This window comes from Pseudomonas sp. 20-5, from assembly GCF_056782835.1.
This window is the reverse complement of sequence record NZ_CM165584.1, coordinates 3,451,879-3,478,393: the sequence shown is the minus strand read 5'-3', so window position 1 is coordinate 3,478,393 and position 26,515 is coordinate 3,451,879. Positions and strand designations below refer to the sequence as shown.

18 protein-coding genes and 3 pseudogenes are annotated in these 26,515 nt (G+C 65.9%); 15 read left to right on the top strand and 6 right to left on the bottom strand.

What is annotated here, in order from left to right:
- Nucleotides 1-17: 17 nt before the first annotated feature.
- On the bottom strand, nt 18-2,045 hold the full coding sequence (locus AC1RB9_RS15905; RefSeq protein ID WP_003111559.1) for a ribonucleoside triphosphate reductase: 2,028 nt from the start codon (nt 2,043-2,045) through the stop codon (nt 18-20).
- A 157-nt stretch (nt 2,046-2,202) separates the two neighbouring features.
- The gene (locus AC1RB9_RS15900) at nt 2,203-3,012 is read right to left on the bottom strand and encodes a class I SAM-dependent methyltransferase (RefSeq protein ID WP_003088221.1); all 810 of its coding nucleotides are present in this window, start codon (nt 3,010-3,012) and stop codon (nt 2,203-2,205) included.
- A gap of 167 nt (nt 3,013-3,179) precedes the next feature.
- Here AC1RB9_RS15900 and AC1RB9_RS15895 point away from each other — a divergent pair, with 167 nt between their 5' ends.
- The 6 genes from AC1RB9_RS15895 (at nt 3,180) to metE (ending at nt 14,569) form a co-directional block, all read left to right on the top strand.
- A complete protein-coding gene (locus tag AC1RB9_RS15895; RefSeq protein WP_003450235.1) occupies nt 3,180-5,141 on the top strand; it encodes a TonB-dependent receptor domain-containing protein in 1,962 nt (653 codons plus the stop codon).
- Nucleotides 5,141-8,986 (top strand): cobaltochelatase subunit CobN, encoded by a 3,846-nt coding sequence (gene cobN, locus AC1RB9_RS15890; protein ID WP_003124738.1) that lies wholly within the window; start codon nt 5,141-5,143, stop codon nt 8,984-8,986. Before AC1RB9_RS15895 ends, cobN begins: the two co-directional genes overlap by 1 nt.
- The gene (locus AC1RB9_RS15885; RefSeq protein ID WP_003088234.1) at nt 8,983-9,459 is read left to right on the top strand and encodes a MotA/TolQ/ExbB proton channel family protein; all 477 of its coding nucleotides are present in this window, start codon (nt 8,983-8,985) and stop codon (nt 9,457-9,459) included. The genes cobN and AC1RB9_RS15885 overlap by 4 nt, the downstream gene beginning before the upstream one ends.
- Nucleotides 9,459-9,785, top strand: coding sequence for a DUF2149 domain-containing protein (locus tag AC1RB9_RS15880; RefSeq protein WP_003088238.1), 327 nt, complete (start codon nt 9,459-9,461; stop codon nt 9,783-9,785). Before AC1RB9_RS15885 ends, AC1RB9_RS15880 begins: the two co-directional genes overlap by 1 nt.
- An 80-nt stretch (nt 9,786-9,865) precedes the next feature.
- Nucleotides 9,866-12,136, top strand: coding sequence for an OsmC domain/YcaO domain-containing protein (locus AC1RB9_RS15875; protein WP_031632880.1), 2,271 nt, complete (start codon nt 9,866-9,868; stop codon nt 12,134-12,136).
- Nucleotides 12,137-12,268: 132 nt separating this feature from the next.
- Entirely contained in the window at nt 12,269-14,569 is a 2,301-nt protein-coding gene (metE, locus tag AC1RB9_RS15870) for a 5-methyltetrahydropteroyltriglutamate--homocysteine S-methyltransferase (RefSeq protein ID WP_003102365.1), read from the top strand.
- A gap of 61 nt (nt 14,570-14,630) precedes the next feature.
- Here the strand turns inward: metE and AC1RB9_RS15865 are convergent, their stop codons facing one another.
- Both AC1RB9_RS15865 and AC1RB9_RS15860 read right to left on the bottom strand, forming a co-directional pair.
- A complete protein-coding gene (locus AC1RB9_RS15865) occupies nt 14,631-15,200 on the bottom strand; it encodes a GNAT family N-acetyltransferase (RefSeq protein ID WP_003119171.1) in 570 nt (189 codons plus the stop codon).
- A gap of 46 nt (nt 15,201-15,246) precedes the next feature.
- Nucleotides 15,247-15,543 carry a DUF7660 family protein gene (locus AC1RB9_RS15860; RefSeq protein WP_003088248.1) on the bottom strand — a complete coding sequence of 99 codons (297 nt, stop codon included), beginning with the start codon at nt 15,541-15,543 and terminating at the stop codon, nt 15,247-15,249.
- Nucleotides 15,544-15,914: 371 nt separating this feature from the next.
- Here AC1RB9_RS15860 and AC1RB9_RS15855 point away from each other — a divergent pair.
- The 7 genes and pseudogenes from AC1RB9_RS15855 to AC1RB9_RS15825 form a co-directional block, all read left to right on the top strand.
- Nucleotides 15,915-16,682 (top strand): annotated as a pseudogene (locus AC1RB9_RS15855) (PAS domain-containing protein); the annotation flags it as partial.
- Between the two features lie 186 nt (nt 16,683-16,868).
- Nucleotides 16,869-17,210 (top strand): annotated as a pseudogene (locus AC1RB9_RS15850) (methyl-accepting chemotaxis protein); the annotation flags it as partial.
- Between the two features lie 169 nt (nt 17,211-17,379).
- Entirely contained in the window at nt 17,380-17,892 is a 513-nt protein-coding gene (locus tag AC1RB9_RS15845) for a (2Fe-2S)-binding protein (RefSeq protein WP_003088271.1), read from the top strand.
- A complete protein-coding gene (locus tag AC1RB9_RS15840; RefSeq protein WP_003102358.1) occupies nt 17,889-18,878 on the top strand; it encodes an FAD binding domain-containing protein in 990 nt (329 codons plus the stop codon). The genes AC1RB9_RS15845 and AC1RB9_RS15840 overlap by 4 nt, the downstream gene beginning before the upstream one ends.
- Nucleotides 18,875-21,079: a xanthine dehydrogenase family protein molybdopterin-binding subunit gene (locus AC1RB9_RS15835; protein ID WP_003450244.1), complete on the top strand. Its 2,205-nt coding sequence runs from the start codon at nt 18,875-18,877 to the stop codon at nt 21,077-21,079. Before AC1RB9_RS15840 ends, AC1RB9_RS15835 begins: the two co-directional genes overlap by 4 nt.
- A gap of 493 nt (nt 21,080-21,572) precedes the next feature.
- Entirely contained in the window at nt 21,573-21,953 is a 381-nt protein-coding gene (locus AC1RB9_RS15830) for a DUF4354 family protein (protein ID WP_003111130.1), read from the top strand.
- Nucleotides 21,954-22,689: 736 nt separating this feature from the next.
- Nucleotides 22,690-22,854 (top strand): DUF736 family protein, encoded by a 165-nt coding sequence (locus tag AC1RB9_RS15825; RefSeq protein ID WP_071535722.1) that lies wholly within the window; start codon nt 22,690-22,692, stop codon nt 22,852-22,854.
- A gap of 64 nt (nt 22,855-22,918) precedes the next feature.
- Here the strand turns inward: AC1RB9_RS15825 and AC1RB9_RS15820 are convergent, their stop codons facing one another.
- On the bottom strand, nt 22,919-24,289 hold the full coding sequence (locus tag AC1RB9_RS15820; RefSeq protein WP_079275382.1) for a hypothetical protein: 1,371 nt from the start codon (nt 24,287-24,289) through the stop codon (nt 22,919-22,921).
- A gap of 56 nt (nt 24,290-24,345) precedes the next feature.
- Here AC1RB9_RS15820 and AC1RB9_RS15815 point away from each other — a divergent pair.
- Both AC1RB9_RS15815 and AC1RB9_RS15810 read left to right on the top strand, forming a co-directional pair.
- Nucleotides 24,346-24,552: pseudogene (locus AC1RB9_RS15815) on the top strand (DUF2840 domain-containing protein); the annotation flags it as partial.
- Nucleotides 24,553-24,558: 6 nt separating this feature from the next.
- A complete protein-coding gene (locus AC1RB9_RS15810; RefSeq protein WP_016851718.1) occupies nt 24,559-24,738 on the top strand; it encodes a hypothetical protein in 180 nt (59 codons plus the stop codon).
- A gap of 273 nt (nt 24,739-25,011) precedes the next feature.
- Here AC1RB9_RS15810 and AC1RB9_RS15805 read toward each other — a convergent pair whose 3' ends face one another.
- The gene (locus tag AC1RB9_RS15805) at nt 25,012-26,265 is read right to left on the bottom strand and encodes a hypothetical protein (protein WP_170869670.1); all 1,254 of its coding nucleotides are present in this window, start codon (nt 26,263-26,265) and stop codon (nt 25,012-25,014) included.
- Nucleotides 26,266-26,515: the final 250 nt, after the last annotated feature.

The following is a 26,515-nucleotide window of genomic DNA, read 5'->3' as shown; positions in this document are numbered from 1 at the left end:
AAGGAACGACAGGCGACTCAACCGCCGCAGCCGCCGCAACAGCTCTTGGGCGTGGAGCGTTGCAGCAGCTCCTCGTCGCACTTCGGGCAGAACTCGTGCTCGCCGGCCAGGTAGCCGTGCCGCGGGCAGATCGAGAAGGTGGGGGTGACGGTCAGGTACGGCAGGCGGAAGCGACCGAGGGCGGTGCGCACCAGGGTCTTGCAGGCTTCGGCGGAGGAAATCCGCTCGGCCATGTAGAGATGCAGCACGGTGCCGCCGGTGTACTTGCATTGCAGGGCGTCCTGCAGCTCCAGCGCCTCGAACGGGTCGTCGGTGAAGCCCACCGGCAGTTGCGAGGAGTTGGTGTAGTAGGGCGCCTCCGGCGTGCCGGCCTGGAGGATGCGCGGATAGCGCTTGCGGTCCTCGCGGGCGAAGCGATAGGTGGTGCCCTCGGCGGGCGTGGCTTCCAGGTTGTAGAGGTGCCCGCTGTCCTCCTGGAAACCCACCAGCCGCGCGCGCACGTGATCGAGCAGGGCCAGGGCCATCTCGCGCCCGGCTTCGCTGTGCAGTCCCTCGCGGTCGTCGCTGAAGTTGCGCACCATCTCGTGCAGGCCGTTCACGCCGATGGTGGAGAAATGGTTGCGCAGGGTACCCAGGTAGCGTCGGGTGTAGGGATAGAGGCCGGCATCCATGTGCTGCTGGATCACCTTGCGCTTCAGCTCCAGGCTGGCGAAGGCGAGTTCGAGCAGGTGGTCGAGCTGGCGGTAGAGGCCGGCGGCGTCGCCACGGTGGCGATAGCCCAGGCGCGCGCAGTTGATCGTCACCACGCCCAGCGAGCCGGTCTGCTCCGCCGAGCCGAACAGGCCGTTGCCGCGCTTGAGCAGTTCGCGCACGTCCAGTTGCAGGCGGCAGCACATCGAGCGCACCTGGTTGGGCTGCATGTCCGAGTTGAGGAAGTTCTGGAAGTAGGGCAGGCCGTAGCGCGCGGTCATCTCGAACAGGCGCGTGGCGTTGTCGCTGTCCCAGGGGAAGTCGTGGGTGATGTTGTAGGTCGGGATCGGGAAGGTGAATACCCGGCCGTGGGCATCGCCGGCCTGCATCACCTCGATGTAGGCGCGGTTGATCAGGTCCATCTCGGCCTGCAGCTCGCCGTAGGCGAAGGGCATCTCCTCGCCGCCGATGCGCGGCACCTGGTCGCGCAGGTCGTCCGGGCAGACCCAGTCGAAGGTCAGGTTGGTGAAGGGCGTCTGGGTGCCCCAGCGCGACGGCACGTTGAGGTTGTAGATGAACTCCTGGAGGGCCTGGCGCACGCTGGCGTAGTCGAGGCGGTCCTTGCGCACGTAGGGCGCCAGGTAGGTATCGAAGGAGCTGAAGGCCTGGGCCCCGGCCCACTCGTTCTGCAGGGTACCGAGGAAGTTGACCATCTGCCCCAGGGCGCTGCCCAGGTGCTTCGGCGGACCGGCCTCGACCCGCCCCGGCACGCCGTTCAGGCCTTCGTTCAGCAAGGTGCGCAGCGACCAGCCGGCGCAATAGCCGGCGAGCATGTCGAGGTCGTGGATATGCAGGTCGGCGTCGCGGTGGGCGGCGGCAATGTCGGCATCGTAGACCTCATCCAGCCAGTAGTTCGCGGTGACCTTGCCGGATACGTTGAGGATCAGCCCGCCGAGGGAATAGCCCTGGTTGGCGTTGGCGCGCACCCGCCAATCCTCGCGGGACAGGTATTCGTTCATCGACGCGGCGACGTCCACCAGGGTCTTGCGCTCGCGGCGCAGCCGGCCGTGGCGTTCGCGGTAGACCACGTAGGCGCGCGCCGTGGGGTAGTGGCCGGCCTCCATCAGCACCCGTTCGACCAGGTCCTGGACCCGTTCGATATCCAGGCAGGCGCGCTCCGGCAGGCGTTCCACCACGCGTTCGGCGAGCGCCTGCGCCTGCTGCGGGTCGAACTCGCCGGTGGCCTGGCCGGCGGCGGCGATGGCGCGTTCGATCTTGCCGGGATCGAAGGGGACTTCACGTCCGTTGCGCTTGAGCAGGGTGGCCGGCCAGGTAGCCTTCCGGGGCTGGGTCATTTCAATTTCTCCACAACATGATGTGTTTTGATTTTGCAAAACAACAAGATGTTGTGGATTCTGGCGAGCGACGCCGAGCCGGCGTTGATCTGCGTCAACGTCCGGCGGATTGCCCGGGTTCCATTGGAGGTATTCCCCGCGCCCGGGTGACGGCGTATCAGGCCTGGGCGAGGCGGGCGAAGACCACGTAGTTGTCCAACTGCTGCCAGACCGTGGCGGCCTCGGCGAAACCCGCCTGGCGCAGGGCGGCGAGATGGAAATCGAGCGAGCAGTCTTCGTCTTCGCTGGCGCGCCTGAGCGGGCGCCGCGCGAAATGGGCGTCGCGCTGCGCCTTCAGCGGGGCCAGCCGGGGGATCTGCGCGGCGCGTTGCCACCAGTCTTCCCAACTGTCCGCGCCGCTGGCCACGGACGCCTGGAGGACCCGCTCGCGGTGCTTCCGGGACAATTCCGCGAGTCCCGGCCAGCGTCGGTCGTAGCGCATGTGGTCGGCGTTCAGCAGCACGCCGCCGGGGGCGAGCAGTTCGCCGGCCTGGGCGTAGAACCCGGCGAGTTCGGCGGGCGACAGCCAGTGCAACGCGGTGGAAGAGAGCAGCGCCGCGGGCCGTTCGCCGGCGAGGGACTCGCGCGCTTCGGCGACCCGTTCGGTCCAGCCTGGATCGGTGAGGTCGCACTCCACCACGCGGACCCGTTCGGCGAAGCCGGCCAGCGCCGTACGCGCGATCTCCAGCAGCATGACGTCGGCGTCCAGCGCCACCACCCGCGCCGCCGGGAAGCGTTCGAGCAGGCGCCGGCCGAGGGAGCCCGGGCCGCAGGCGGCGTCGATGGCGGTGAAGCGCCCGTCGCGGCCGAAGAGGTCTTCGAGCAACTGGAACATCGCCTCGTAGCGCTCCTCGCGCTGGCGGATGTAGCCCTCCTGCTGGCGGTCCCAGCGTTCGAGGAGCGCCATGATCTGCTCGGTTGCGGTCATCTTTCCTCCTGGGGGGCATGCCCGGTTGAGAGTGGGGTCCTGTGCTTCGAGGGATACGGCGAGCGAGACGTTCCCTGGCCTCGATGAAGAAGAAACGGCGGGCATTCTTCATTCGATTAAATGTTATGTTATAACTTATAAATATTCATAATTCATACCTGCCGACCATGACCCCCCATTCCTCCCCGCACCGTCTTCCTCCGCTGCGGCTGGCCCGCGCCGTGCCGTTCCTCTACCTGCTTCCCTGCCTGGCGCTGGCCGCGCCGGTCGACCTGGAGCCGACCGTGGTCAGCGCCACCACTACCGAGCGCAAGCTGCGCGACGCCCCGGCCAGCGTTTCGCTGATCGCCGCCGAGGACCTGCGGCGGCGCCCGGTGCGCGACCTGCAGGAAGCCCTGCGCGGTTCGGAAAGCCTGCAGTTCAACGGCGTCGGCATGTCCCGGCGGGGCATCAGCGTTCGCGGCATGTCCAGCGAGCACACCCTGGTGCTGGTGGACGGCCAGCGGATCTCCACCTCGTCCGGGGCCATCGCCCATTCCGACTTCGACCTCGGCTGGGTGCCGGTGGAGAGCATCGAGCGTATCGAGGTGGTACGCGGACCGATGTCCTCGCTCTACGGTTCGGAAGCCCTCGGCGGGGTGGTGAACGTGATCACCCGGCGCGCCACCGATACCTGGACGGGCAGCGGCCTGCTCGATGGCGGCGTGCGCGAGGACGGCCTCGGCGGGCAGAGCCACCAGCTCGGCGCCTATCTCGCCGGGCCGCTGGTGCCCGGCAAGCTGGGCCTCGCCCTGAACGGCGAGAGCCGCCGCCAGCAGGAAACCCCGGACGCCGATGAGCGCCGACTCTCCGAGCTGGAAGGCGGCAACGCCGACAGCGGTGGGCTGAACCTCAGCTGGACCCCGGACGACGCCCAGCGCATCGACCTCGGCCACCAGCGCGGGCGCGAACGACGCTGGCGCAACAGCGAGACCGGAGGGTTGCGCTCGCGCTACTACGAGTCGCGCGACGTGATCGAACGCGAGCGCTGGTCGCTCGCCCACAATGGCCAGTGGGACTGGGGCAGCAGCCAGCTGCGCACCTACCGCAACCGCCTGGAGCGGCACAACGCGCGTTCCGACGGACAACCGCCGAGCAACCCGCAGCGCCTTACCGACAGCGTGGTCGACGGCCACCTCAGCGTGCCGGCCTTCGAGCGACATCTCTTCACCCTCGGCGGCGAATGGCGCAAGGAAGAACTGGAGGATCGCTCGGTGAATACCGCCGGCGACGCCAGCGCGCGACACAAGGCGCTGTTCCTGCAGGACGAGATCGCCTTCGGCCCGGACTGGTCGCTGACCCTCGGCAGCCGCTTCGACAAGCACGAGGCGTTCGGCTGGGAAAGCAGTCCGCGCCTGTACCTGCTGCACCACCTTTCCGATGCGCTGACCCTGCGCGCCGGCGTCGGCCGCGGCTACAAGGCGCCGAGCCTGAAGCAGCTATCGCCGGAGTATGCGGCGGTCGGTGGCGGCGGGCGCTTCACCATCTACGGCAATCCCGACCTGAAGCCGGAGACCAATACGTCCTACGAACTGGGCGCCGACTACCAGGGCGATGGCTGGTCGCTGAAGGGCACGGTGTTCGAGAACGATGTCCGCGACCTGATCCAGACCGTCTGCGTAGCGCGCTGCGGGGTGCGCGGCGGCGAGATACGCAACTACGAGAACGTCGATAGGGCACGGATCCGCGGCCTCGAGCTGGGCGGCGGCGTGGACCTGCCGGCGGACCTGCGCTGGGAACTCAACTACACCTACCTCGACGCGCGCAACCGCACCGCCGGCCAGCGCCTCGGCGATCGCTCCCGGCACCTCGCCAACAGCCAATTGCGCTGGAGCCCCAATGCCCGCTTCAGCGCCCAGTTGCGCACCGAATACGTCGGCAGCCAGGTGGCCTACAGCAGCAACGTCGGCTACGCCTTGCCGGCCTACAGCCTGTGGCACCTGGAGCTGAGCCAGAAACTCAGCGAGAACCTGACGCTGCGCGGCGGCATCGAGAACCTTGGCGACCAGCGCCTGGCCGACGACGACACGCACTTCACCTATGCCGAACCTGGGCGGACCTTCCATCTCGGCCTGGTGGCGAGCTTCTGATGCGCCGTTCGCTACTCTTCTGCGGCGCGCTGCTGGCCAGTCTCTGTGCCTGGGCGGAGCCGGCCCAGGTGCGTCTGCTCAGCAGCGATTTCGTCCTCCCGGGCAAGCACCAGCGCCTAGCCGGTTGGGCGCGCGAGGCCGGTGTCGAGTTGCGCGGCCTGCGCCTCGGCATCGGCGAGGCGCCGCCCGGCGAGTGGCTGGACGGCGGCAACCTGCTGATCCTCGACACGCCGCGGCCGACCGATCGCGCCCAGGTCGAGGAGGCGCTGGGCGAGCGCTTGCAAGGCGGGACGCAACCCTGGATCCGCGTCGGCGGCGGTCCTCCGGGCTTCGGCAACCTGCCGGCGGCGCTGGGCGGGCGCCTGGTCGGCTACTACGCGAACGGCGGCGAAGCCAACCTGCGCCGGCTGTTCGAGGCGGTCCAACGCTGGCATGCCGGCCTGCCCGTCGACGCGTTGCCGGCGCCGCAGCCCCTGGCGCAGGCCGGCTTCTATCATCCCGACGCACCGGCGCCGTTCGCCGGCCTCGCCGACTACCTGGCCTGGGGCGCCTCGCGCTGGGCCAGCGATGCTCCGCGCATCGCCTTCCTGATCCCGCGCGGCGCCATCGCCGACGCCCAGACCGGCGCCATCGACGAACTGTTGCGGCGTAGCGAGCGGCACGGCCAGGCGCCGCTGGCGGTGTGGTTCGACGACAGCGATCCGGAGGCGTTGAGGAAGTCCTTCGCTGGCGCCGATGTCCAGGCGCTGGTCAACCTGCAGCACCTGCAGAACGGCCCGGCGCGCCGTGCCGAGTTCCTCGCGCTGGACGTGCCGGTATTGCAGACCCTCGGCTACCGCGACGGCAACGAGGCCGACTGGCTGGCCGCCGCCAGCGGGGTGGCGCCGCGTACCGTGGCGGCCTTCCTCGGCATGCCGGAAACCTGGGGAATGAGCGATCCGCTGGTCATCAGCGCCCTGGAGAACGGCGAGCCGAAGCTGATGGCCGGGCAGGCCGAGGCCCTGCTGGACAAGCTCGACCGGCTGCTGCGCCTGCGTCGCCTGCCGGTGGCGGACAAGCACCTGGCGCTGATGTTCTGGAACCACCCGGAGGGCGAGAAGAACGTCGCCGCCTCGCATCTCAATGTACCGGCCAGCCTGGCCCGTCTCGGCGAAGCGCTGCGGGCGGCCGGCTACCGGGTTGCGACGAGCGACGAAAGCGCGCTGATCGATACCGCCCAGCGCCTGCTCGGCGGCTACTACCGGCCGCAGACCCTGGACGCGCTGTATCGCGACGGCCTCGCCGCGAGCCTGCCGCTGGACGCCTACCTGCACTGGCTCGAGGCGCTGCCGGCGGACCTGCGCGAGGAGATGCGCGCGCGCTGGGGCGACCCGCGTCGACATTGGGCCTTGCGCGATATCGACGGCCAGCGACGCTTCGTGTTCCCGGCGGCGCGCCTGGGTAATCTGCTGCTGTTGCCGCAGCCGCCGCGTGCCGGCCGTCCGGGCGAGGCCTACCACGACAGCGCGGTGCCGCCGGACCATCTCTACCTGGCGGTCTACCAGTTCGTCCGCGAGGGTTTCGGCGCCGACGCGCTGATCCATTTCGGCACCCATGGCACCCAGGAATGGCTACCCGGCAAGGACCGCGGGCTGGCGGTGGGCGACTACCCGCTGCGGACGCTCGGCGACCTGCCGGTGTTCTACCCGTACATCCAGGACAACGTTGGCGAGGCGATCCAGGCGCGCCGGCGCGGGCGCGCGGTCACCGTCAGCCACCAGACGCCGTCGTTCGCCCCGGCCGGGCTGTACGACGAACTGCGCGACCTGCACCAGTTGATCCACGAATACCAGCAACTGGACGAGGGCGCGGTGCGCGAACGCAGCGCCGAGCAGATCCGCGCGGCGGTGCGGGCGGCGCACATGAACGACGACCTGGGCTGGAGCGAGGCAGCGATGCGCGAGGATTTCCCGGCGTTCCTCGGCGTGCTCCACGACCACCTGCACCGACTGGCCGGCTCGGCGATGCCGCTGGGGCTGCACACCTTCGGTGTCGCCGCCTCGCCGGAGCTGCGCCTGGGCACCGTCATGCAGCAGCTCGGCGAGCCCTACTACCGCGCGCTCGGTCTCGACCCCGACGAACTGTTCGCCGCCGATTTCAGGGCGCTGCGGGAAGGTCGTGCCTACCGCACACTGCAACGCTACCTGCGCGACGGTGGCGAGATCGCCAAGGTGGCCGATCCGCGCCTGCGCGAGCAGTTGCTGCGCGCCCGCGAACTGGACCGCCAGCTCGCCGACACCGGCGAACTGGAGGCGCTGCTCGCCGGCCTCGCCGGGCGCTTCGTCGCGCCCGGGCCGGGCGGCGATCCGATCCGCAATCCGCAGGTACCCAGCGGGCGCAACCTGTTCGCCTTCGAGGCCGACAAGGTACCGACCCGCGCCGCCTACGAAGCCGGCGCCGAGGCCTTCGGCCAACTGCTGGAAAGCTACCGCGCCGAGCACCAGGGCAGGGCGCCGGAAAAGCTCGCCTTCAGCCTCTGGTCGTCGGAAACCATGCGCCACCTGGGCATCGTCGAAAGCCAGGCGCTGCACGCCCTCGGCCTGCGCCCGCGCTGGGACGCCGGTGGCCGCCTGCTGGCGCTGGACATCGTGCCGGCGGCGGAACTGGGGCGTCCACGGGTGGACGTGGTGCTACAGGTGACCAGTGTCTACCGCGACCAGTTCGACGGCTTCATGCGCCTGCTCGCCGAGGCCATCGAGCGCCTCGCCGCGCTGGACGAGCCGGGCAACCCGCTGGCGCGCAACAGCCAGGCGCTGGAGCGGCGCCTGCGCGAACGCGGCGTCGAAGCGCCACTGGCGCAGCGCCTGTCGCGCCTGCGGCTGTTCGGCAATGCGCCGGGCGACTACGGCACCGGGGTAACGCAACTGACCCTCGATTCCACCCGCTGGGACGACGACTCGGCGCTCGCCGAGCAGTTCCTCGGGCGCCTGCAGTACGCCTATGGCAGTCGCGACTGGGGCGTGAAGCTGGATGGCGGCAACCTGTTCGCCGAACAGTTGAAGGGTGTACAGGCGGCGATCCTCTCGCGCTCCTCGACGCTCAACGGCGTGCTCTCCACCGACCACCCGTTCGAGTACCTCGGCGGCCTGTCGCTGGCGGTACGCCACCTCGACGGCGCCAGCCCGGCGCTGTACATCGCCGACCTGCGCCAGCGCCAGCCGCGCACCACGGCCGCCGCGCAGTTCCTCGCCAGCGAGCTGCGCGGGCGCTACCTAAGCCCGCAGTGGATCGCCGCGATGCAGCGCGAGGGCTACGCCGGCAGCCTGGAAATGCTCGACCTGGCCAACAACCTGTGGGGCTGGCAGGCGGCGGATCGCACCATGGTCCGCGCCGACCAGTGGCAGGCGTTGCACGACACCTTCGTCATGGACCGCCGCGAGCTGGGTCTCGCCGAGTGGTTCGAAACGCACAATCCGACCGCCCAGGCGCAGATCATCGCGCGCATGGCCGAGGCCATCCGCAAGGGCTACTGGGACGCCAGCGAGCAGACCCGCCGCGAACTGGCCGAGCGCTGGCGGCAACTGGCGGCCGCCGGCGCCGGCGAGGTCGGCGCGGCGACCACCCGTGAATTCATCGAACGGATGGCCGGCGGTTTCGGCGAGGCCGCGGCGCAGGCAGAGGGCGCGGCCGCGTCCGGTGCCGGCGAAACGGTCAGCGGCCGCGTCCTCGAAGAAGTCGCGCCGCCGCCGTCCGGCGAGCCGCAGCCGTGGCTCCGGCTGGCCGCCGCCGTGCTGCTCGCGCTGTTCGCCGCCGGCGCCGTCCGGCAATCCGTAGTCAATCGTCGTCCGATGGAAAATCGCTCATGAATGGTCTGGAAACCAGCCTCTACGAACTCACCCGCCTGTTCCTGCTGCCGGTGCTGCTGTTGATCCTCGCCGCGCTGGCCTACGCCTTCGTCGCCCTCGGCGGCTTCGCCATGGAAGCCTGGCAGCGCCGTCGCGGGCGCTACCGCTCGCGCCTGGCGGCCTGGCAGGCGCTGCATGGCGGCAACAGCGACGATCTCGAACTGTGGATCATGCAGCGCCTGGAATGGCTGCGGATCACCTCGCGCAGCGCGCCGATGCTCGGCCTGGTGGCGACCATGATCCCCATGGGACCGGCACTGCTGGCGCTGACCCGCAACGACGCCCAGGGGATCGGCGAGAACCTGGTGGTGGCGTTTTCCGCGGTGATCCTGGCCCTGGTCGCCGCCAGCATCACCTTCTTCATCCTTACCGTGCGTCGCCGCTGGCTGCTCCAGGAACTGCGCGCCGTCGAACGCGCGCGGGAGGCCGGCTGATGCGCTTCCTCGAACACGACGAGGCGGACGACCCGATCCTCTCGATGGTCAACCTGATCGACCTGTTCCTGGTGGTGATCGGCATCCTCCTGATCGTCATCGTGCAGAACCCGCTCAACCCGTTCAGCCAGGACAAGGTGGTTGTGGTCGAGAATCCCGGCGAGGCGGACATGCGCATGCTGGTCAAGGACGGCAAGGAGCTGAAGCGCTACCAGGCCAGCGGCGAGATCGGCGAAGGGCAGGGCAGCCGCGCCGGAGTGACCTACCGCCTGGCCGACGGACGGATGATCTACGTGCCGGAGAGCGGCGGGGAGGCCGGCAAGTAGCGACGCGTACGGCGGAGAGCTGGGACTTTTGCCCGGAGTTCCCGGATAATGGCCGGTTTCCGTTTCTCTTGGTGCTCGCCGTGGAAGTAAAGGTCAATTTTCTCGATAACCTTCGACTGGAAGCCAGGTTCGATGATTTCACGGTGATCGCCGACCAGCCGATCCGCTACAAGGGCGACGGCTCCGCGCCGGGGCCGTTCGACTACTTCCTGGCGTCGTCGGCGCTGTGTGCCGCCTACTTCGTCAAGCTGTACTGCCAGACGCGCAACATCCCCACCGACAACATACGCCTGTCGCAGAACAACATCGTCGACCCGGAGAACCGCTACCGGCAGATCTTCAAGATCCAGGTGGAACTGCCGGCCGACATCTCGGAGAAGGACCGCCAGGGCATCCTCCGCTCCATCGACCGTTGCACGGTGAAGAAGGTGGTGCAGACCGGACCCGAGTTCGTCATCGAGGAGGTCGACAACCTCGATGCCGACGCCCAGGCGCTGCTGATGCCCGGCACCGATGCCGCCGGCTGCACGCGCATCCCGGGCAAGGACCTGCCGCTGGAGCAGACCATCGCCAACCTGTCGGCCATCCTCGCCGGCCTCGGCATGAAGATCGAGATCGCCTCCTGGCGCAACATCGTGCCCAACGTCTGGTCGCTGCACATCCGCGATGCGCAGTCGCCGATGTGCTTCACCAACGGCAAGGGCGCGAGCAAGGAAAGCGCGCTGGCCTCGGCGCTGGGCGAATTCATCGAGCGGCTGAACTGCAACTTCTTCTACAACGACCAGTACTGGGGAGAAGAGATCGCCAATGCGGCGTTCGTCCATTACCCGGACGAACGCTGGTTCAAGCCCGGCCGCGACGATGCGCTGCCGCTGGGACTGCTCGACGGCCATTGCCTGGCGATCTACGACCCCGACGGCGAGCTGCGCGGCTCGCACCTGTACGACACCAACTCGGGCAACGTGCAGCGCGGTATCTGCGCCTTGCCCTTCGTGCGCCAGTCCGACGGCCAGGTGGTGTATTTCCCCTCCAACCTGATCGAGAACCTCTACCTCAGCAACGGCATGAGCGCCGGCAATACCCTGGCCGAGGCGCAGGTGCAGTGCCTGTCGGAGATCTTCGAGCGCGCGGTCAAGCGGCAAATCCTCGAAGGCGAACTGGCGCTGCCGGACGTGCCGCCGGAGGTGCTGGCCAAGTACCCGGGCATCCTCGCCGGGCTCCGCGGCCTGGAAGAGCAGGGCTTCCCGGTACTGGTCAAGGACGCCTCGCTGGGCGGCGAATTCCCGGTGATGTGCGTGACCCTGATGAATCCGCGCACCGGTGGCGTGTTCGCTTCCTTCGGCGCCCACCCGAGCTTCGAGGTGGCCCTGGAGCGCAGCCTGACCGAACTGCTCCAGGGGCGCAGCTTCGAAGGCCTGAACGACCTGCCCCAGCCGACCTTCGAAAGCCATGCGCTGACCGAGCCGAACAACTTCGTCGAGCATTTCATCGACTCCAGCGGCGTGGTGTCCTGGCGCTTCTTCAGCGCCAAGGCCGATTTCCCGTTCGTCGAGTGGGACTTCACCCGGCAGGGCGAGGCTGCCAACGCCGAGGAAGCCGCGACCCTGTTCGGCATCCTCGAAGCCATGGGCAAGCAGGTCTACATGGCGGTGTACGAGCACCTCGGCGCTACGGCCTGCCGGATCCTGGTGCCGGGCTACTCGGAAATCTATCCGGTGGAAGACCTGATCTGGGACAACACCAACAAGGCCCTGGCGTTCCGCGAGGACATCCTCAACCTGCACCGCCTCGACGATGCTGCGCTCGGGGCGTTGCTGGAGCGCCTGGAAGACTGCGAGGTGGACGACTACACCGACATCACCACGCTGATCGGCGTCGAGTTCGACGACAACACGGTCTGGGGCCAACTGACCATCCTCGAGCTGAAAGTGCTCATCGGCCTCGCCCTGAAGCGCTTCGAAGACGCCAAGGAAGGCGTGGAGGCGTTCCTCCAGTACAACGACAACAGCGTCGAGCGCGGCCTGTTCTACCAGGCGCTGAACGTGGTGCTGGAGGTCGTCCTCGACGACGAGCTGGAGATCGCCGACTACGAGGCCAATTTCCGCCGCATGTTCGGCGACGCGCGGATGGACGCCGCGCTGGGCTCGGTGGACGGCAGCGTGCGCTTCTTCGGCCTGACGCCGACCAGCATGAAGCTGGAAGGGCTCGACCGGCACCTGCGGCTGATCGACAGCTACAAGAAGCTGCACGCGGCGCGAGCCAGGATGCAGCCCGTGGTCGACGGCGAGGCCGGCGCTGCCGCGGCTGGCGGTCTCAAGCCTCGGCGCATGGCGATCCGCAAGCGCAAGTGAGGAGGGCGCCGAGGTCAGGGCGCGAGGATGATCATGAGGGAAACTTGATTTCATCACGAAGAAATTGAGTTTGTCTCATGGCATGAGCCTCACGAGAATCCCTCCATCGACCTTTCGACTGGAGGAACACCCATGGCCCTGGCCCACACTCTCGGCTTCCCACGCATCGGACGCGATCGCGAACTGAAAAAAGCCCAGGAAGCGTTCTGGAAGGGTGAGCTGGACGAGGCCGGCCTGCGGGCCGTCGGTCGGCAGCTGCGCGCTGCCCACTGGCAGGTACAGAAGGATGCCGGCATCCAGTTGCTGCCGGTCGGCGATTTCGCCTGGTATGACCAGGTGCTGACCCATTCGCTGACCTTCGGCGTGATCCCCGAGCGCTTCCGGGCGCACGGCGAGGCCGGGCCGACCCTGCATACCCTGTTCGGCATGGCCCGTGGCGTCAGCGACGACAGTTGTTGCGGCGGTGCCCATGCTCAGGAAATGACCAAGTGGTTCGACACCAACTATCACTACCTGGTCCCCGAGTTCAGCGCCGATCAGCAGTTCCAGCTGAGCTGGGAACAACTGTTCGAGGAGGTCGACGAGGCCAGGGCCCTCGGCCACCAGGTGAAGCCGGTGCTGATCGGTCCGCTGACCTACCTGTGGCTGGGCAAGGCCAAGGGCGCCGAGTTCGACAGGCTCGACCTGCTGGACCGCCTGCTGCCGCTCTACGGCCAGATCTTGCGTCGTCTCGCCGGCCAGGGCGTGGAGTGGGTGCAGATCGACGAGCCGATCCTGGTCCTCGACCTGCCGCAGGCATGGAAGAACGCCTTCGAGCGCGCCTACAACCTGCTACAGGGCGAACCGCTGAAGAAGCTGGTCGCCACCTACTTCGGCGGCCTGGAAGACAACCTGGGCCTGGCCGCCAACCTCCCGGTGGACGGCCTGCACATCGACCTGGTGCGAGCGCCGGAACAGTATCCGAGCATCCTCGACCGCCTGCCGGCCTACAAGGTCGTCTCGCTGGGCCTGGTCAACGGGCGCAACGTCTGGCGCTGCGACCTGGAGAAAGCCCTGGAGGTGGTGCGCCATGCCCGGGAGCGCCTGGGCGAGCGGCTGTGGGTCGCGCCGTCCTGCTCGCTGCTGCACAGCCCGGTGGACCTGGAACGCGAAGACGGGCTGGACGCCGAGCTGAAGAGCTGGCTGGCCTTTGCCGTGCAGAAGTGCCGCGAAGTCGCGGTGCTGGCCCGTGCCGCCACTGAGCCGGAAGCCGCCGAGGTGCTTGCCGCCCTGGAAGAGAGCCGTGCGGTCCAGGCCAGCCGCGCTTCTTCGCCGCGAATCCACAAGCCGGCCGTGCAGGCGCGCCTGGCCGCGATCAAGGCCAGCGACGCCCAGCGCCGCTCGCCGTTCGCCGAACGCATCGCCAGGCAGCGCGCCGGACTCGACCTGCCGGCGTTCCCGACCACCACCATCGGCTCCTTCCCGCAGACCTCGTCGATCCGCCTGGCCCGCCAGTCGTTCAAGCAGGGCAAGCTGAGCGAGGCTGAGTACATCGAGGCGATGCACAGCGAGATCCGCCATGCGGTGCAGATCCAGGAGCAACTGGGGCTGGACGTGCTGGTGCACGGCGAGGCCGAGCGCAACGACATGGTCGAGTACTTCGCCGAGCAACTGGACGGCTACGTCTTCACCCGCTTCGGCTGGGTGCAGAGCTACGGCTCGCGCTGCGTGAAGCCGGCGGTGATCTATGGCGACCTGAGCCGTCCGCGGGCCATGACCGTGGAGTGGATCAGGTACGCCCAGAGCCTTACCGACAAGGTGATGAAGGGCATGCTGACCGGCCCGGTGACCATGCTGATGTGGTCCTTCCCGCGCGAGGACGTGTCTCGCGAGGTGCAGGCGCGCCAGTTGGCCCTGGCGATCCGCGACGAAGTGGTCGACCTGGAGGCCGCCGGCATCAGGATCGTGCAGATCGACGAGGCGGCTTTCCGCGAAGGCCTGCCGCTGCGCCGCAACGCCTGGCCGCACTATCTGGAGTGGGCCACCGAGGCCTTCCGCCTGTGCGCCTCCGGAGTCCGCGACGAAACCCAGATCCATACGCACATGTGCTACAGCGAGTTCAACGATGTGATCGAGTCCATCGCCGCCATGGACGCCGACGTGATCACCATCGAGACCTCGCGTTCGGACATGGAGCTGCTGGAGGCTTTCGAGCAGTTCGACTACCCGAACGAGATCGGTCCGGGCGTCTACGACATCCATTCGCCGCGCGTGCCGAGCCGGGAAGAGATCGTCGCGCTGCTGCGCAAGGCGGCCCGGCGGATACCCGCCGAGCGGCTCTGGGTCAACCCGGACTGCGGCCTGAAGACCCGCGCCTGGCCGGAAACCGAGGCAGCGCTGGTGAACATGGTCGCCGCCGCCCGCGAACTGCGTGGCGACCTCGCCCGCGGTTGACCGGCGGGCCTGGTGAGCGGAACGGGACGCCTGGCGTCCCGTTCCGCATTTGCACGTCGGTTCAGCGCGGAGCGTCCACCAGCGCCCGTAGCACATGGTCTTCCCAGACCCCGGCGATCTTCAGGTAGGCGCGGGCGTAGCCTTCCTTCTCGAAGCCGAGGCTTTCCAGCAGGCGCTCGCTGCGTGCGTTGCGCGGCAGGTGGCTGGCCATGATCCGGTGCAGGCCGAGCTGCTCGAAGCAATACCGGTTGGCTACCCGCAGGGCTCGTGCCATCAGGCCGCGGCCCTGCGCCGCAGCGGCCAGGGAAAAGCCCAGGTGGCAGGCCTGGAATACCCCGCGGACGATATTGGTGTAGCTGCAGCGCCCCAGCACCTCGCCGTCGTCGGGATCGAGCAACAGCAGGAGAAGCGCCTCGCCTTCGTCCATGCTCGCCACCTGTAGCAGGGTGCGGGCGCGGGCGTTGTCCACGGAAAAATACCCCGGGTCGCGCAGCGGCTCCCATGGCGCCAGGTGCTCGCGGTTGGCGTTCTCGTAGCGGCTGGTCCGGACGAAATCGTCGGGTTGCAGCGCGCGCAGGAGGAAGTCCGCGTCGCGATGCAATATCGGCACCTGCCGCCGGTTGCCCGGCAAGACCCTCGGGTAGCCGGGCGGGAAGGGCGCCAGGGCAGACTTGAAGTCATTCATAGAACTTGCCCGCCAGCATCAGCTGCGCCGCGCGCCGCCAGGCATTCTCCGGCCTGGAATAGCCCGGCAGGCCGTCGCGGGAGTCCTCGCCCCAGGTCGCGGCGGCATCGAGGAAGCCACCGATGCTGCCGTTCTCCCAACCCAGCGGGCTGGGGCCGAACGGCTTCGGCGGGTTGGCGGCGGCAAGGCGGCGGTCTTCCTCCCAGTCCGCCGCCAGCGCGGCGAGGAAGCGCAGGTAGCCCGCTTCGTCCTCGACCTGTTCGGCCAGCGCGTAGAGATCGGTTGCCATGTGCTTCCTCCTGGAAGTGGGTTTCGGGATACGACAGCGCGAGGTCGGAGCGCGGTCAGTCTGGGCGCAGCGATCATAGCGCGGACCGGCGCTGGCATGGCTCGCAGCCTGGCTGATGCGCGGGCGCGGGGCGATTGTCTGGGCGTACCAATGCCTGCCTCAACCAGAGCGTCTCGGTAGTCGGGCTGGCCGGCCTGGCGATCCTGGCATCGCGCGCCCCGCTGGGCCCCGCCCGCTAGGGGACGGACGGCGATGCGGGCACCGAGGAAAGTTACCGGAGCCCGATCTACACTGGCGTTTAGCGGTAGGACGGCTATCTCCGGTTCTCCACTCCCTCGCGATGGACAGGTGCCATCAAGGAGTCGTGCGCGATGCTCTTCGGCAGAAAAAGCAGGGCGGTGGAAAGCGCCGCCAAGGATGAAGACCTGGCGTGGCGACTCGAGGCCATCGGGCAGAACGTCGCCACCATCCGTTTCACTCCCGATGGCCAGATACTGTCCGCCAACCCGCTGTTCCTCGCGGTGGTCGGCTACTCGGCGGACGAGCTGGTCGGGAAGCACCATCGGATCTTCTGCGAAGAGGACTTCCAGGCCTCCGCCGCCTACGTGCGCTTCTGGAAGGAACTGGCCAGCGGCACGCCCCAGCGCGGCGTGTTCAAGCGCCTGCGGCGCGATGGTACGCCGGTCTGGCTGGAGGCCACCTATTTCCCGGTGAAGAATGCCGAAGGGGCGGTCGTCGAGGTGCTGAAGATCGCCGCCGACGTGACCCGCAACCATTCCGAACTGCTCCTGCTCAACGCGATCAACGACGCCATACGCCAGTCCATGGCGGTCATCGAGTTCACCCCGGACGGCGAGATACTCGATGCCAACGAGAACTTCCTGCGTCTCTTCGGCTACAGCCTCAAGTCGCTCAAGGGCCAGCACCACCGCATGCTCTGCTTCGACGAGTTCTATCGGGAGAACCCGGATTTCTGGGCTCGGCTGCGGCACGGCGAATTCTCCCGCGGGCATTTCGAGCGCCGCAGCGCCGCCGGCGAGCGGGTACATATCGAAGCCACCTACAACCCGGTCAAGGACAGTTCGGGGCGGATAATCAAGGTCATCAAGTTCGCCATCGACGTTACCGAGCAGGTCAATCGCAACGAGGAGGTACGGCGCGCCGCCGAGCTGTCGTTCTCCACCGCGGAAGAGACCGCGCAGATTTCCACCCGCGGCATCGACTCCCTCGACCAGTCCGTCGCCCTGTCGGCCAAGACCCTGTCGATGGTCAACATCGCCGTCGGCCTGATTTCCCAGCTCACCCACCAGACCAAGGACATCGAGAACATCGTCACCACCATCCAGAGCGTCGCCGAACAGACCAACCTGCTGGCCCTCAACGCCGCCATCGAGGCGGCTCGCGCCGGCGACATGGGGCGCGGCTTCGCGGTGGTCGCCGACGAGGTGCGGCAACTGGCGGCGCGCACCAGCGGCGCCACGGTGGAGATCAAGAACGTGGTCACCGAGAACGTCAAGCTGACCCAGCAGATCAACCACAACATGCAGACCATCGAGTCCAGCGCCCAGGAGAACAACAACCAGATCACCACCGTGGCCGGCATCATGCAGGAGATCAGCAAGGGCGCCGAGCACGTGGCGCGGGTGGTGTCGAGCCTGTTCAAGTGACTTCGGCGCAGGGCTCCGGCGGCCGATAGCGGCGCAGGCGTCGAGCATCCGCCCGCCTTTGTGGCATGGCCATGGCCGTCATTTACTTTGAACATATCTTCGAGCCGTTCGGTCGGACCTGAAAAAGCGGCATCCGCCGCGCCGATGCACCGACCGTGAGGCTTGTACCATGACCAATCCGGAGCCGGCGGACCTGCCGATCAGCCTGCTGATCAATGGCCAGCGCCGAGAGCTGAGAGTACCCCCGTGGCTGACGCTGCTCGACCTGCTGCGCGAGCGGCTCGACCTGGTGGGCAGCAAGAAGGGCTGCGACCACGGCCAATGCGGCGCTTGCACGGTGTTGCGCAACGGTCGCCGGATCAACGCCTGCCTGACGCTGGCGGTGATGTGCGACGGCGATGCACTGACTACCATCGAAGGTCTGGCCGAGGGTGATCGCCTGCATCCCCTGCAACAGGCGTTCATCCGCCATGATGCCTTCCAGTGCGGCTACTGCACGCCCGGACAGATCTGTTCGGCCCTTGGCCTGGCGAGCGAGGGGCGGGCGCGCTCGCGGGCGGAGATCCGCGAGGGCATGAGCGGCAACCTGTGCCGCTGCGGCGCCTACGGCAATATCCTCGACGCCGTGGAAGACGCCTTGCCGCTGCTCGATCGCGACGGGCAGGGAGGGCAGCGCGCATGACGCCCTTCGCCTATGCCAAGCCGGCCGACATCGAGCAGGCGCTGGGCCTCGCCGGCCCGGAGTCGCGCTACATCGCCGGTGGCACCAACCTGCTCGACCTGATGAAGGAAAACGTTGCCAGGCCCCGGCGACTCATCGACATCACCGGCCTCCCGCTGCGCGACATCCGCCGGACGCCCACCGGCGGCCTGCTGGTCGGAGCCCTGGTCAGCAACGCCGAACTGGCCTGGAATCCCGCCGTGGAGGCGGACTATCCCTTGCTAGCCCAGGCGATCCTCGCCGGCGCCTCGCCGCAGTTGCGCAACATGGCCAGCACCGGCGGCAACCTGTTGCAGCGTACCCGCTGCCAGTATTTCTACGACACCGGCACGCCATGCAACAAGCGCGAGCCGGGCAGTGGATGCCCCGCGCGCAGCGGGCTGAACCGCAACCATGCGATCCTCGGCGCCAGCGAACACTGCGTGGCGGTACATCCATCCGACCTGTGCGTGGCGCTGGCGGCGCTGGAGGCTCAGGTACTGGTGCGCGGCCGCGCTGGCGAGCGGCGGGTCGCTTTCGCCGACTTCCATCGCCTGCCGGCGGACACGCCCGAGCGCGACAACTGCCTGGCCGTCGACGAACTGGTCACCGCCATCGAGCTGCCAGCGCCGCGCTTCGCCCGGCATTGCCACTACCTGAAGGTGCGCGACCGGGCCTCCTACGCCTTCGCCCTGGTCTCGGTGGCGGCGGCCCTGGAACCGGACGGCGAGCGCATTGGCGAACTGCGCCTGGCGCTCGGCGGCGTGGCCCACAAGCCATGGCGCGTGGCAGAGCTGGAGGAACGTTTCAGGGGCCACCCGGCGAACCGGGACAGCTATGTCCGCTTCGCCGAAGCGCTGCTGCGTGACGCCAGGCCGCTGGCCCACAACGCCTTCAAGATCGGATTGGCGCGCAACGCCATCGTTCGCGCACTGGAAGAAGCCCACTCGGGAGGGATCGGCCAATGAGCAGCCTGCCACACAGCACCGGGCAAGCCCTGGATCGCGTCGACGGGCCAGCCAAGGTCACCGGCCAGGCTCGCTACGCCGCCGAATATCCTGCCGCCGACCTGCTCCACGGCAGCGTGGTCAGCAGCGACGTCGCCCGCGGCCGGGTGCGCGGCATCGACTGTGCGGCGGCCCTGGCGGTACCCGGGGTGGTCGCGGTACTGCATCACCTGAACCGGCCGCCGATGGCGGGCGACGACGAGCCCTACAAGGACGCTGATGCCGCCGAAGGCGAACCCTTCCGCCCGCTGTTCGACGACCGCGTCCTGTACAGCGGCCAGCCCCTTGCCCTGGTCCTGGCACGGAGCCTGGAACTGGCCCGCTACGCGGGCTCGCTGCTGCGCATCGATATCGAGCCCGAGCCGCACCAGACCGACCTGCTGGCCGCCCTCGACCAGGCCCATGAGGCTCCCGCCCAACTGCCCGCCGAGCGCGGCGATTTCTACACCGCCTACCGCGCCGCGCCGATTCGGGTCGAGGCCAGCTACAGCACGCCGATCGAGCACCACAATCCCATGGAACCGCACGCGTCCACGGTCATCGTCCAGCCCGACGGCAGCCTGCTGGTGCACGACAAGACCCAGGGGACGCAGAACAGCCAGGCCTACCTGCAAAAGGTCTTCCGCCTGCCCGCCGACAAGGTAAGGGTCTGTGCCGCCTACGTCGGCGGCGCCTTCGGCTCCGGCCTGCGTCCGCAATACCAGTTGGCCCTGGCGGTGATGGCGGCGCTGCAACTGCGGCGGTCGGTGCGCGTAGTGCTGACCCGCCAGCAGATGTTCACCTTCGGCTACCGGCCGCGCACCCTGCAGCGCCTGCAACTGGGCGCCGATGCCGAGGGGCGCCTGCTTGCGCTGGGCCACCAGGCGACAGCGCAGACCTCGCGCTTCGAAGACTTCACCGAGCACGTGGTGGAGTGGAGCGGCATGCTCTATCGCTGCGAGAACCTTTCCCTGGCCTACCGTCTGGTGCCGCTGGACGTCTATACCCCGCTGGACATGCGCGCCCCCGGCGCGGCGCTGGGGCTGATCGGGCTGGAATGCGCGATGGACGAACTGGCGGTGCGGCTCGGCATGGACCCCATCGCGCTGCGCCGGTTCAACTTCGCCGAGCGCAACGGCAACGAGGACAAGCCGTACTCCAGCAAGGCGCTGCTGGCCTGCTACGAGGAGGGCGCCCGGCGCTTCGGTTGGCAGGCCCGCGACCCACGGCCACGGAGCATGAGCGAAGGGCGCCAGTTGCTCGGCTGGGGCATGGCCGGCGGCGTCTGGGAGGCCATGCAGAGCAAGGCCAGCGCGAGGGCGCGGCTGGAGGCGGACGGCCTGCTGCGGGTGGCCAGCGCGACCACGGATATCGGCACCGGCACCTACACGGTGATGACCCAGATCGCCGCCGACGCCGCTGGCATGGCGCCGGAAGAGGTGCGCTTCCAGCTTGGCGACAGTGCGTTGCCCAAGGCTCCATTGCAGGGCGGCTCGTTCACCGTCTCGTCGGTCGGTTCCGCCGTCCGCCTGGCCTGCCTGCGCCTGCGCCAGGCCCTGGTCGCCCATGCCAGGGCCCGCCATCCGGAGCTGGCCGGCACCGCCGAAGAACGCTTCCGCATATGCCGTGGCCATCTGGAAGCGGGCGATACGCGATACGCCCTGGCCGACCTGCTGCAAGGGCTGCCGGAAGACGCGTTGCAGGTGGAGGTGGAAGCTGAACCCTCGGCGCGGCGCAAAGGCTACGCCACCGCGACCCATTCGGCGGTATTCGTCGAGGTGCGGATCGACGAAGCCCTCGGTACCCTGCGTGTGAGCCGGGTGGTCAGCGCGGTCGCGGCGGGGCGGGTGATCAACCCGAAGACCGCTCGCAGCCAGATACTCGGCGGGGTGGTCTGGGGCCTGGGCATGGCCTTGCAGGAGGAAACCCAGGTCGACCATGCGCTGGGCCGCTGCATGAACCACAACCTCGCCGAGTACCACATCCCGGTTAACGCCGATATTGGCGATATCGAGGTGATCTTCGTCGACGAACCCGACGATATCGTTAACGAACTGGGCTCCAAGGGCGTCGGCGAAATAGGCATCGTCGGCGTCGCCGCCGCAGTGGCGAATGCCGTGTACCACGCCACCGGCCGCCGCCTGCGCGACTTCCCGCTGACCGTCGACAAGTTGCTCGGCTGAGCCCGGCAGCCTGCGCAAGCGGCTTGGCGGCCACCTGCCGGGTCGCCGGGCTGGACTCTCCCCCAAGGGAAGATCGCAGGCCCCGCTCGCCACCCGCAACGGAGTCGAACACGACATGCCGCCGACAGCCTCGGTGGCGCCCTCGCCGAGCGCTACCGCGATGCCGGTCCAGGCGCACTTGTTGCATCGCGGCCACGCCGAAGCGGACCTGTCCGGCGCCCATTGGGCCATCGCCTGGACCGAGCGTCCGGCCTGTGGTTGCAAGCGTTCGAGGGCAGCCTGGCGGGCGCGAGGATCGTGTGGGGCCGAAGACCGGCGCTCCGCGTAGCGAGCGGTTTTCGCCTGGAAGCACGGTTGCGGGAAAAGTTCCGCTGGAAACCCTCCGACTTGCAGAACACGAGGCGCCCCGCATTCCTTGGCACTGCGCTTGATCGCGGCGAAAAGACCCACGGAAAATCACTGGGTCGTTCAGTCTTTGCCAAAGGAAATCAGTATGAAGAACGCAATGGCCCTGACCCTGGCCGGCCTGCTGGCCGCTCCTTCCCTCGGCTTCGCCGCCGCGCCGGACGCAGTGATGGTCTTCGCCCGCCAGGGCGACAAGGGCAGCGTATCCGTCGGCGACAAGCACTTCCGCACCCAGGCCTTCAAGGTCCGCCTGGTGAATGCGGCGAAGAGCGAGATCAGCCTGAAGAACAGCTGCCTGGTGGCGCAGTCCGCCGCCGGCCAGTCCTTCAGGCTGGATACCGTGGACGAGGAACTCACCGCCGAGACCCTCAAGCCGGGGGCCACCGTCGAAGGCGAGGCGATCTTCGCCTCCGAGGACGACGCGGTGTACGGCGCATCGCTGGTCAGGCTGAGCGACCGGTGCAAGTAGGCGGATAGCCGTTGCGCAGCGAAAGCCGCAGGGCAGCCTCGGCGGCTTTCGGGTGCGAGGAAACGGCTTTCGAAGGTTTCGGCGCGAATCTGAAATCATTCAGGGCGCGTTTCCGGTGCTTCTGGTTGCCTGGGCTGGGGGCCGAATTCTAGATGCCAGATGCCAGATGCCAGATGCCAGATGCCAGATGCCAGATGCCCGGGGCTAGGGGAGGTAGACATCGCTCCAGGCTGCGCCCGAGCGAGGCGCTCGACCCATAAGGCACGCCCGGCCCCCTCTCCCGCGTGCGGGAGAGGGTTGGGGTGAGGGCCGCCAACACCACATTTCAAAAACCAAATCCGCAGCACTCAAGCCGCGACTATTGCGGTTAGCAGCGGGGGAGGTTGTGGTTTTGCGGGTGGCAATAGGTGTGCCGTTCAGGTATGGGGAAGGGCTATGGCTTAGGGAGGGAAGGGCTGTATACGGCCAGAAGCTGTCACTCACCAAAGGATACTTCTGTCACTAACTATCGGGGGCCTGCACTCAGGAGCACGCTGGCGAACCGTCACACCAGATACGCCCAACTATGACATCCTTAAGGATGTGTTGGACGATGATGTGGATGTGGCCGTGTCCTACCGTATGCAAGTCGGCCACGGCTTAAGGTGTGACTGAGATCTGTCCTGGTTAGACGAACCATGATCACTGACTAGGCGGCTATGATGCTTCCGGGACTCTCTAAACACGGAACGGCCAAATAGCCTTTGGCGCCGTTACAGTTTCGCACCAAGCGACCTCGTACAACACAGGGCCGACCCTCGACGATCCTTCGCTCCCGGCCACGGTCTACGCCCGCCTGATCGAAGGCGAGGGCGGCACGCACGACCTGATCTGGTCGCGCAGCAAGCCCCATGCGGCGTAACCGCCGCTGCACTCCGCCCACACGCGGCGGGGCTCAGTGTTCATCTAGCCGTCTGCCGTTTGGGTTAGCGCCATGCGTAAGTCTTGCTCTTACGCCATCTGACCACTCCAATGCCTCGGGCAATCGCGTGTGCGCAGCCCAGTGTCATTGCATATTCATGGAACAGCCTTTGATTGAAAAATATCTCTTCAAAATCCTGGGTTCCGTCCGGGTTTTCTATAACAATGGCGGCGTGGGAAATGTCGTTGCATTTGTCTTGCCCAATTTCTTCGGTAACGATAAGCATGTACCTGTTGGGCAATATTCCTACCCCATCTATATCTTTTGCTTCGTTTAGAAGTTCGGATATTTTCTCTTGAAAGACATGGGTTGCATAATGGTGCGTTGTCAATCGCCGATTCCCTCCTGACTCCTCATTCCACTTGAGCCAAGCATCCCAAGTTACAGGAATTGAGATAAATACCTGTCTGTTTGTTGCTTGCTTGGCAGCATCTGCTCTTTTCAGCTTCCAGTCCTCATAGTTTTTCCGAAGCCATTGTGCATTTGGCAGGTTTTCACGAAATGTTGTCCATTGCCCAAGCGACAGATCGCCAAAAACCAGTCCCACCGGAGGAGATGTCGTTATTCCCGTGCTATTCAATCTTGGGCGGCCATGCCGGAAGAAATCTGATTTCCCTCCAATCGGCGGTGCCGGTTTCACGTAGGTGATGTTATCAATGTCGAATTGTGTATCTACCACCGGCCCCTTTATCTCCTGCTTTCCGGGAAATTTTTGCATGAGAGCAGTCATGCTCCTTGTGGCAAGATCGTTCCAGGCACGGTGCAAGTCATCGAACTCTGGAAAATCCTTATCCAGGTTTATGGGGACGTATTCAAAGGGCCACAGGAAAAAGCTGTCGAAGGAATCGCTGTGGAAGTAGCAGCCCGAAACAATGACCCCATCAATCTCATTGGTGTCATTCCGCACTCGGTGAGCTATTAGCGTGAGCAATGCATCGTGATCGAGCGCGGTGTAGCCGTTGTTGACAAACCAAATAATTGAAGTCGTCGTTCCTTCATGTTCAAGCCTGGACTGCTTGAGTTGTTTTTTGGCTTTGCTGATTGCCGTTTTGATTGGACCTTCTAGAATCCGATCATAATTTCTCTGCTCAGGCGGCGGCAAAGAGCCACGATCCAGAACGACAACCGGTCTGTCGGCGTTAAAAGGGCGGAACAACGCAGCAAGTTTGGCTTGTCTCTCTGGCTTTGCTAAGCCCTCATCATCCAGCGCCTTTAACTCTATAACGCAGTTGCCCAGCACATAGTCAGCCCCAATTTGCTCTCGGCGATCAGCATCCGGATGTGCCCGTTTTCCCCTGGCATCTTCAACAACCTGGTCAATGTCAGACTCTGAAATCGGCCGCAGCCTGAAATGATCCATAACTGGATTTGGCATTGTGTCTTTTCCCCGGTGCTGCCCACGATCCTTCTTTTAGCAAATTATTGCTGCGTACGCCCTTGGATGGCGCGCAGCGCATCCCCGGTGTGCAGCCTGGCGCGCGCCTGCTGCTGCACGCTGAGGGAGAGAACCCGGTGCGCGCCGTGCTGGCACGCATTGACGCCATCGAGGCGCTGGGCATCGCGCCTGTCGGCGTCTCGCCCGCGTACTGGCGCACGCTCGCTAACCGGCTCGCGGCACGCTTACCGCTCGCGTTGTGAAAACAGGTGATCAGCGATCGCATCCGCCAATCTGATCTGAGCGGCAACGACCTGGGGCTGGCGCAGGCTGAGGACGTGTCGGTCATGGGCGATGCCAGTGCCCTGGGCATCCTGCTCAACAACCTGACGGCCAAAAGGGGCCAAAAGGACGGCCAAAAGGGGACGGATTTATTTTTCCTATTCTAAACTTGACCGGTCAGGCAGAATTAGAGTGCAATAAATAAATCTTTCCCCTTTTACACAGAGGTCTGATCAGGGCGTTGTGGTAAGTCTTGGTGCTTTCGCTACCTACCACAATGCTGCGCCCCTGGTTGGAAGAAGTGATCTCAACGCGTCGGCGCGAATTTCGATCGGCGGCAAGCTTTAGTGGCTGCCTAGCTTTACCTGCCTCACGGGTGCTCCTGCGCAGACAGGTGCAGAGGAGGGGCGGCGCTAACTCCGACCACTTCGCAGCTGGCGTTACTGGAACAGCCCTGGATTTCGATCAATTGTTTCTTTCAATGCGTCCTCGGTTGTAAGTCCCACTCTGACCATTTCCGCGAAGTCCTCCAAAGCAAACAGCGCGCTTTCGTTTTCCAGAGCTGTTTTCATGAAGGCTGCGGCTAACGCGTGAAGATTTATTTCGCCCCCACTCTTTTCGCCTAGGCGATCAAACAACGCCTGCGCATCTGTCCCTTTAGTGTATTCGTCCAGCCCAAAGAGTGAGTAGAACATCATTCCCAATGAGCCCGTTATGTGGGGTTCTGGCCGGGTCCATTCGTTTCGAAGCTCGGTACCTTGATCGGCGTTTTCCAGTTGCTTACGAATCTTATTAGGAATAGTGGCGGCGGCTGTCTCGCGGTTGTAGTAGCTACGGCTAGCAAGGGCTGCTGCATCTCGAGTGACCTTCCACATGATGAACCACATCTGCGCGACGCTGTATTTGCGCATCCCATGGCGCACGGTGGCTTTGATCTTGTCTACATCTGCAGCGCAGAGGATGTGGTTGTGCACGTCGCATTGATATTCGAAGTAGCACATCACGTCTGTGACGGCATGGTCCAGCCAGAGTTCGGTCAGCGCTACGGAATCTGAGAACTCTCGCTCAAACAGCATGTTGAGCGCTGCCTGACTTCCTCCTAGGTCAGCATCCGGAGGAAGAAAGTAACGAGCTGAAGCTTTGGAGAACCAGAGCTTCTCGTCTTGGATCCAGTAGGTCCCCGGTTTAGCTGCTGCAGGGTCGTCTTGCAGGATGTTTTGCTTGTAGAGGCGATCAATGAGGCCGCCTGTTCCCTGAGGAGTCATCGCTTCACAGTCGTCCAGCGAAAAGGTCCCTTGCGTAAGCAGAGGGCCGACCAGTGCATGGATTGCTTGCAGGATGAGTACAGTGTCGTCAGGTAGCGCAGAGTAGGAAATGGTCGCTTCCCGTGCACGGGAGATGTAAGGGGCGAGCTTAGCTTCCAACTCAGCGCGTTGCTGAGCTTCCTCCTTTTGCCTCTCCTCGTCCTGAATTTTTTGACATTCCTCGCACGGTTGATTGGAGCGTTGAATTACCTTCTTGGCCTCGGTCCGGCCACCTATCTGGATTTGCCCATCGCACTTGGGACAGGTCTGATTTTCGTCATAAGCCGTGCAGATCTGCCGGACAAATTTAGCGACCATGCTGGCCTGGGTAATTTCTCGGAAAGGGAGGAGATCGGCTACGCGTTCCAGGTACGCGCCTTCCTCGTCCATGGCCCAATACCGCTTCGCCAACTCAATCTCTTGACTGTCTGTAGTTTCAAATTCCAACCTAACTGCCATGTAGCGACCTGCATCATCAAAGAGTTCAACGACTTGGAGAAATCCGTTTTGCCTCGCTCAAGCTCCAAGAAAGGCAGCTGAACCACTGAGACAATCGAGATCAGCTTCTGCGAGTTCAGCCGCAGTTTGAGCCATTCTAGTGACTGCGGCACGGCAGGTGTTTACGCTGCCAATAATATAG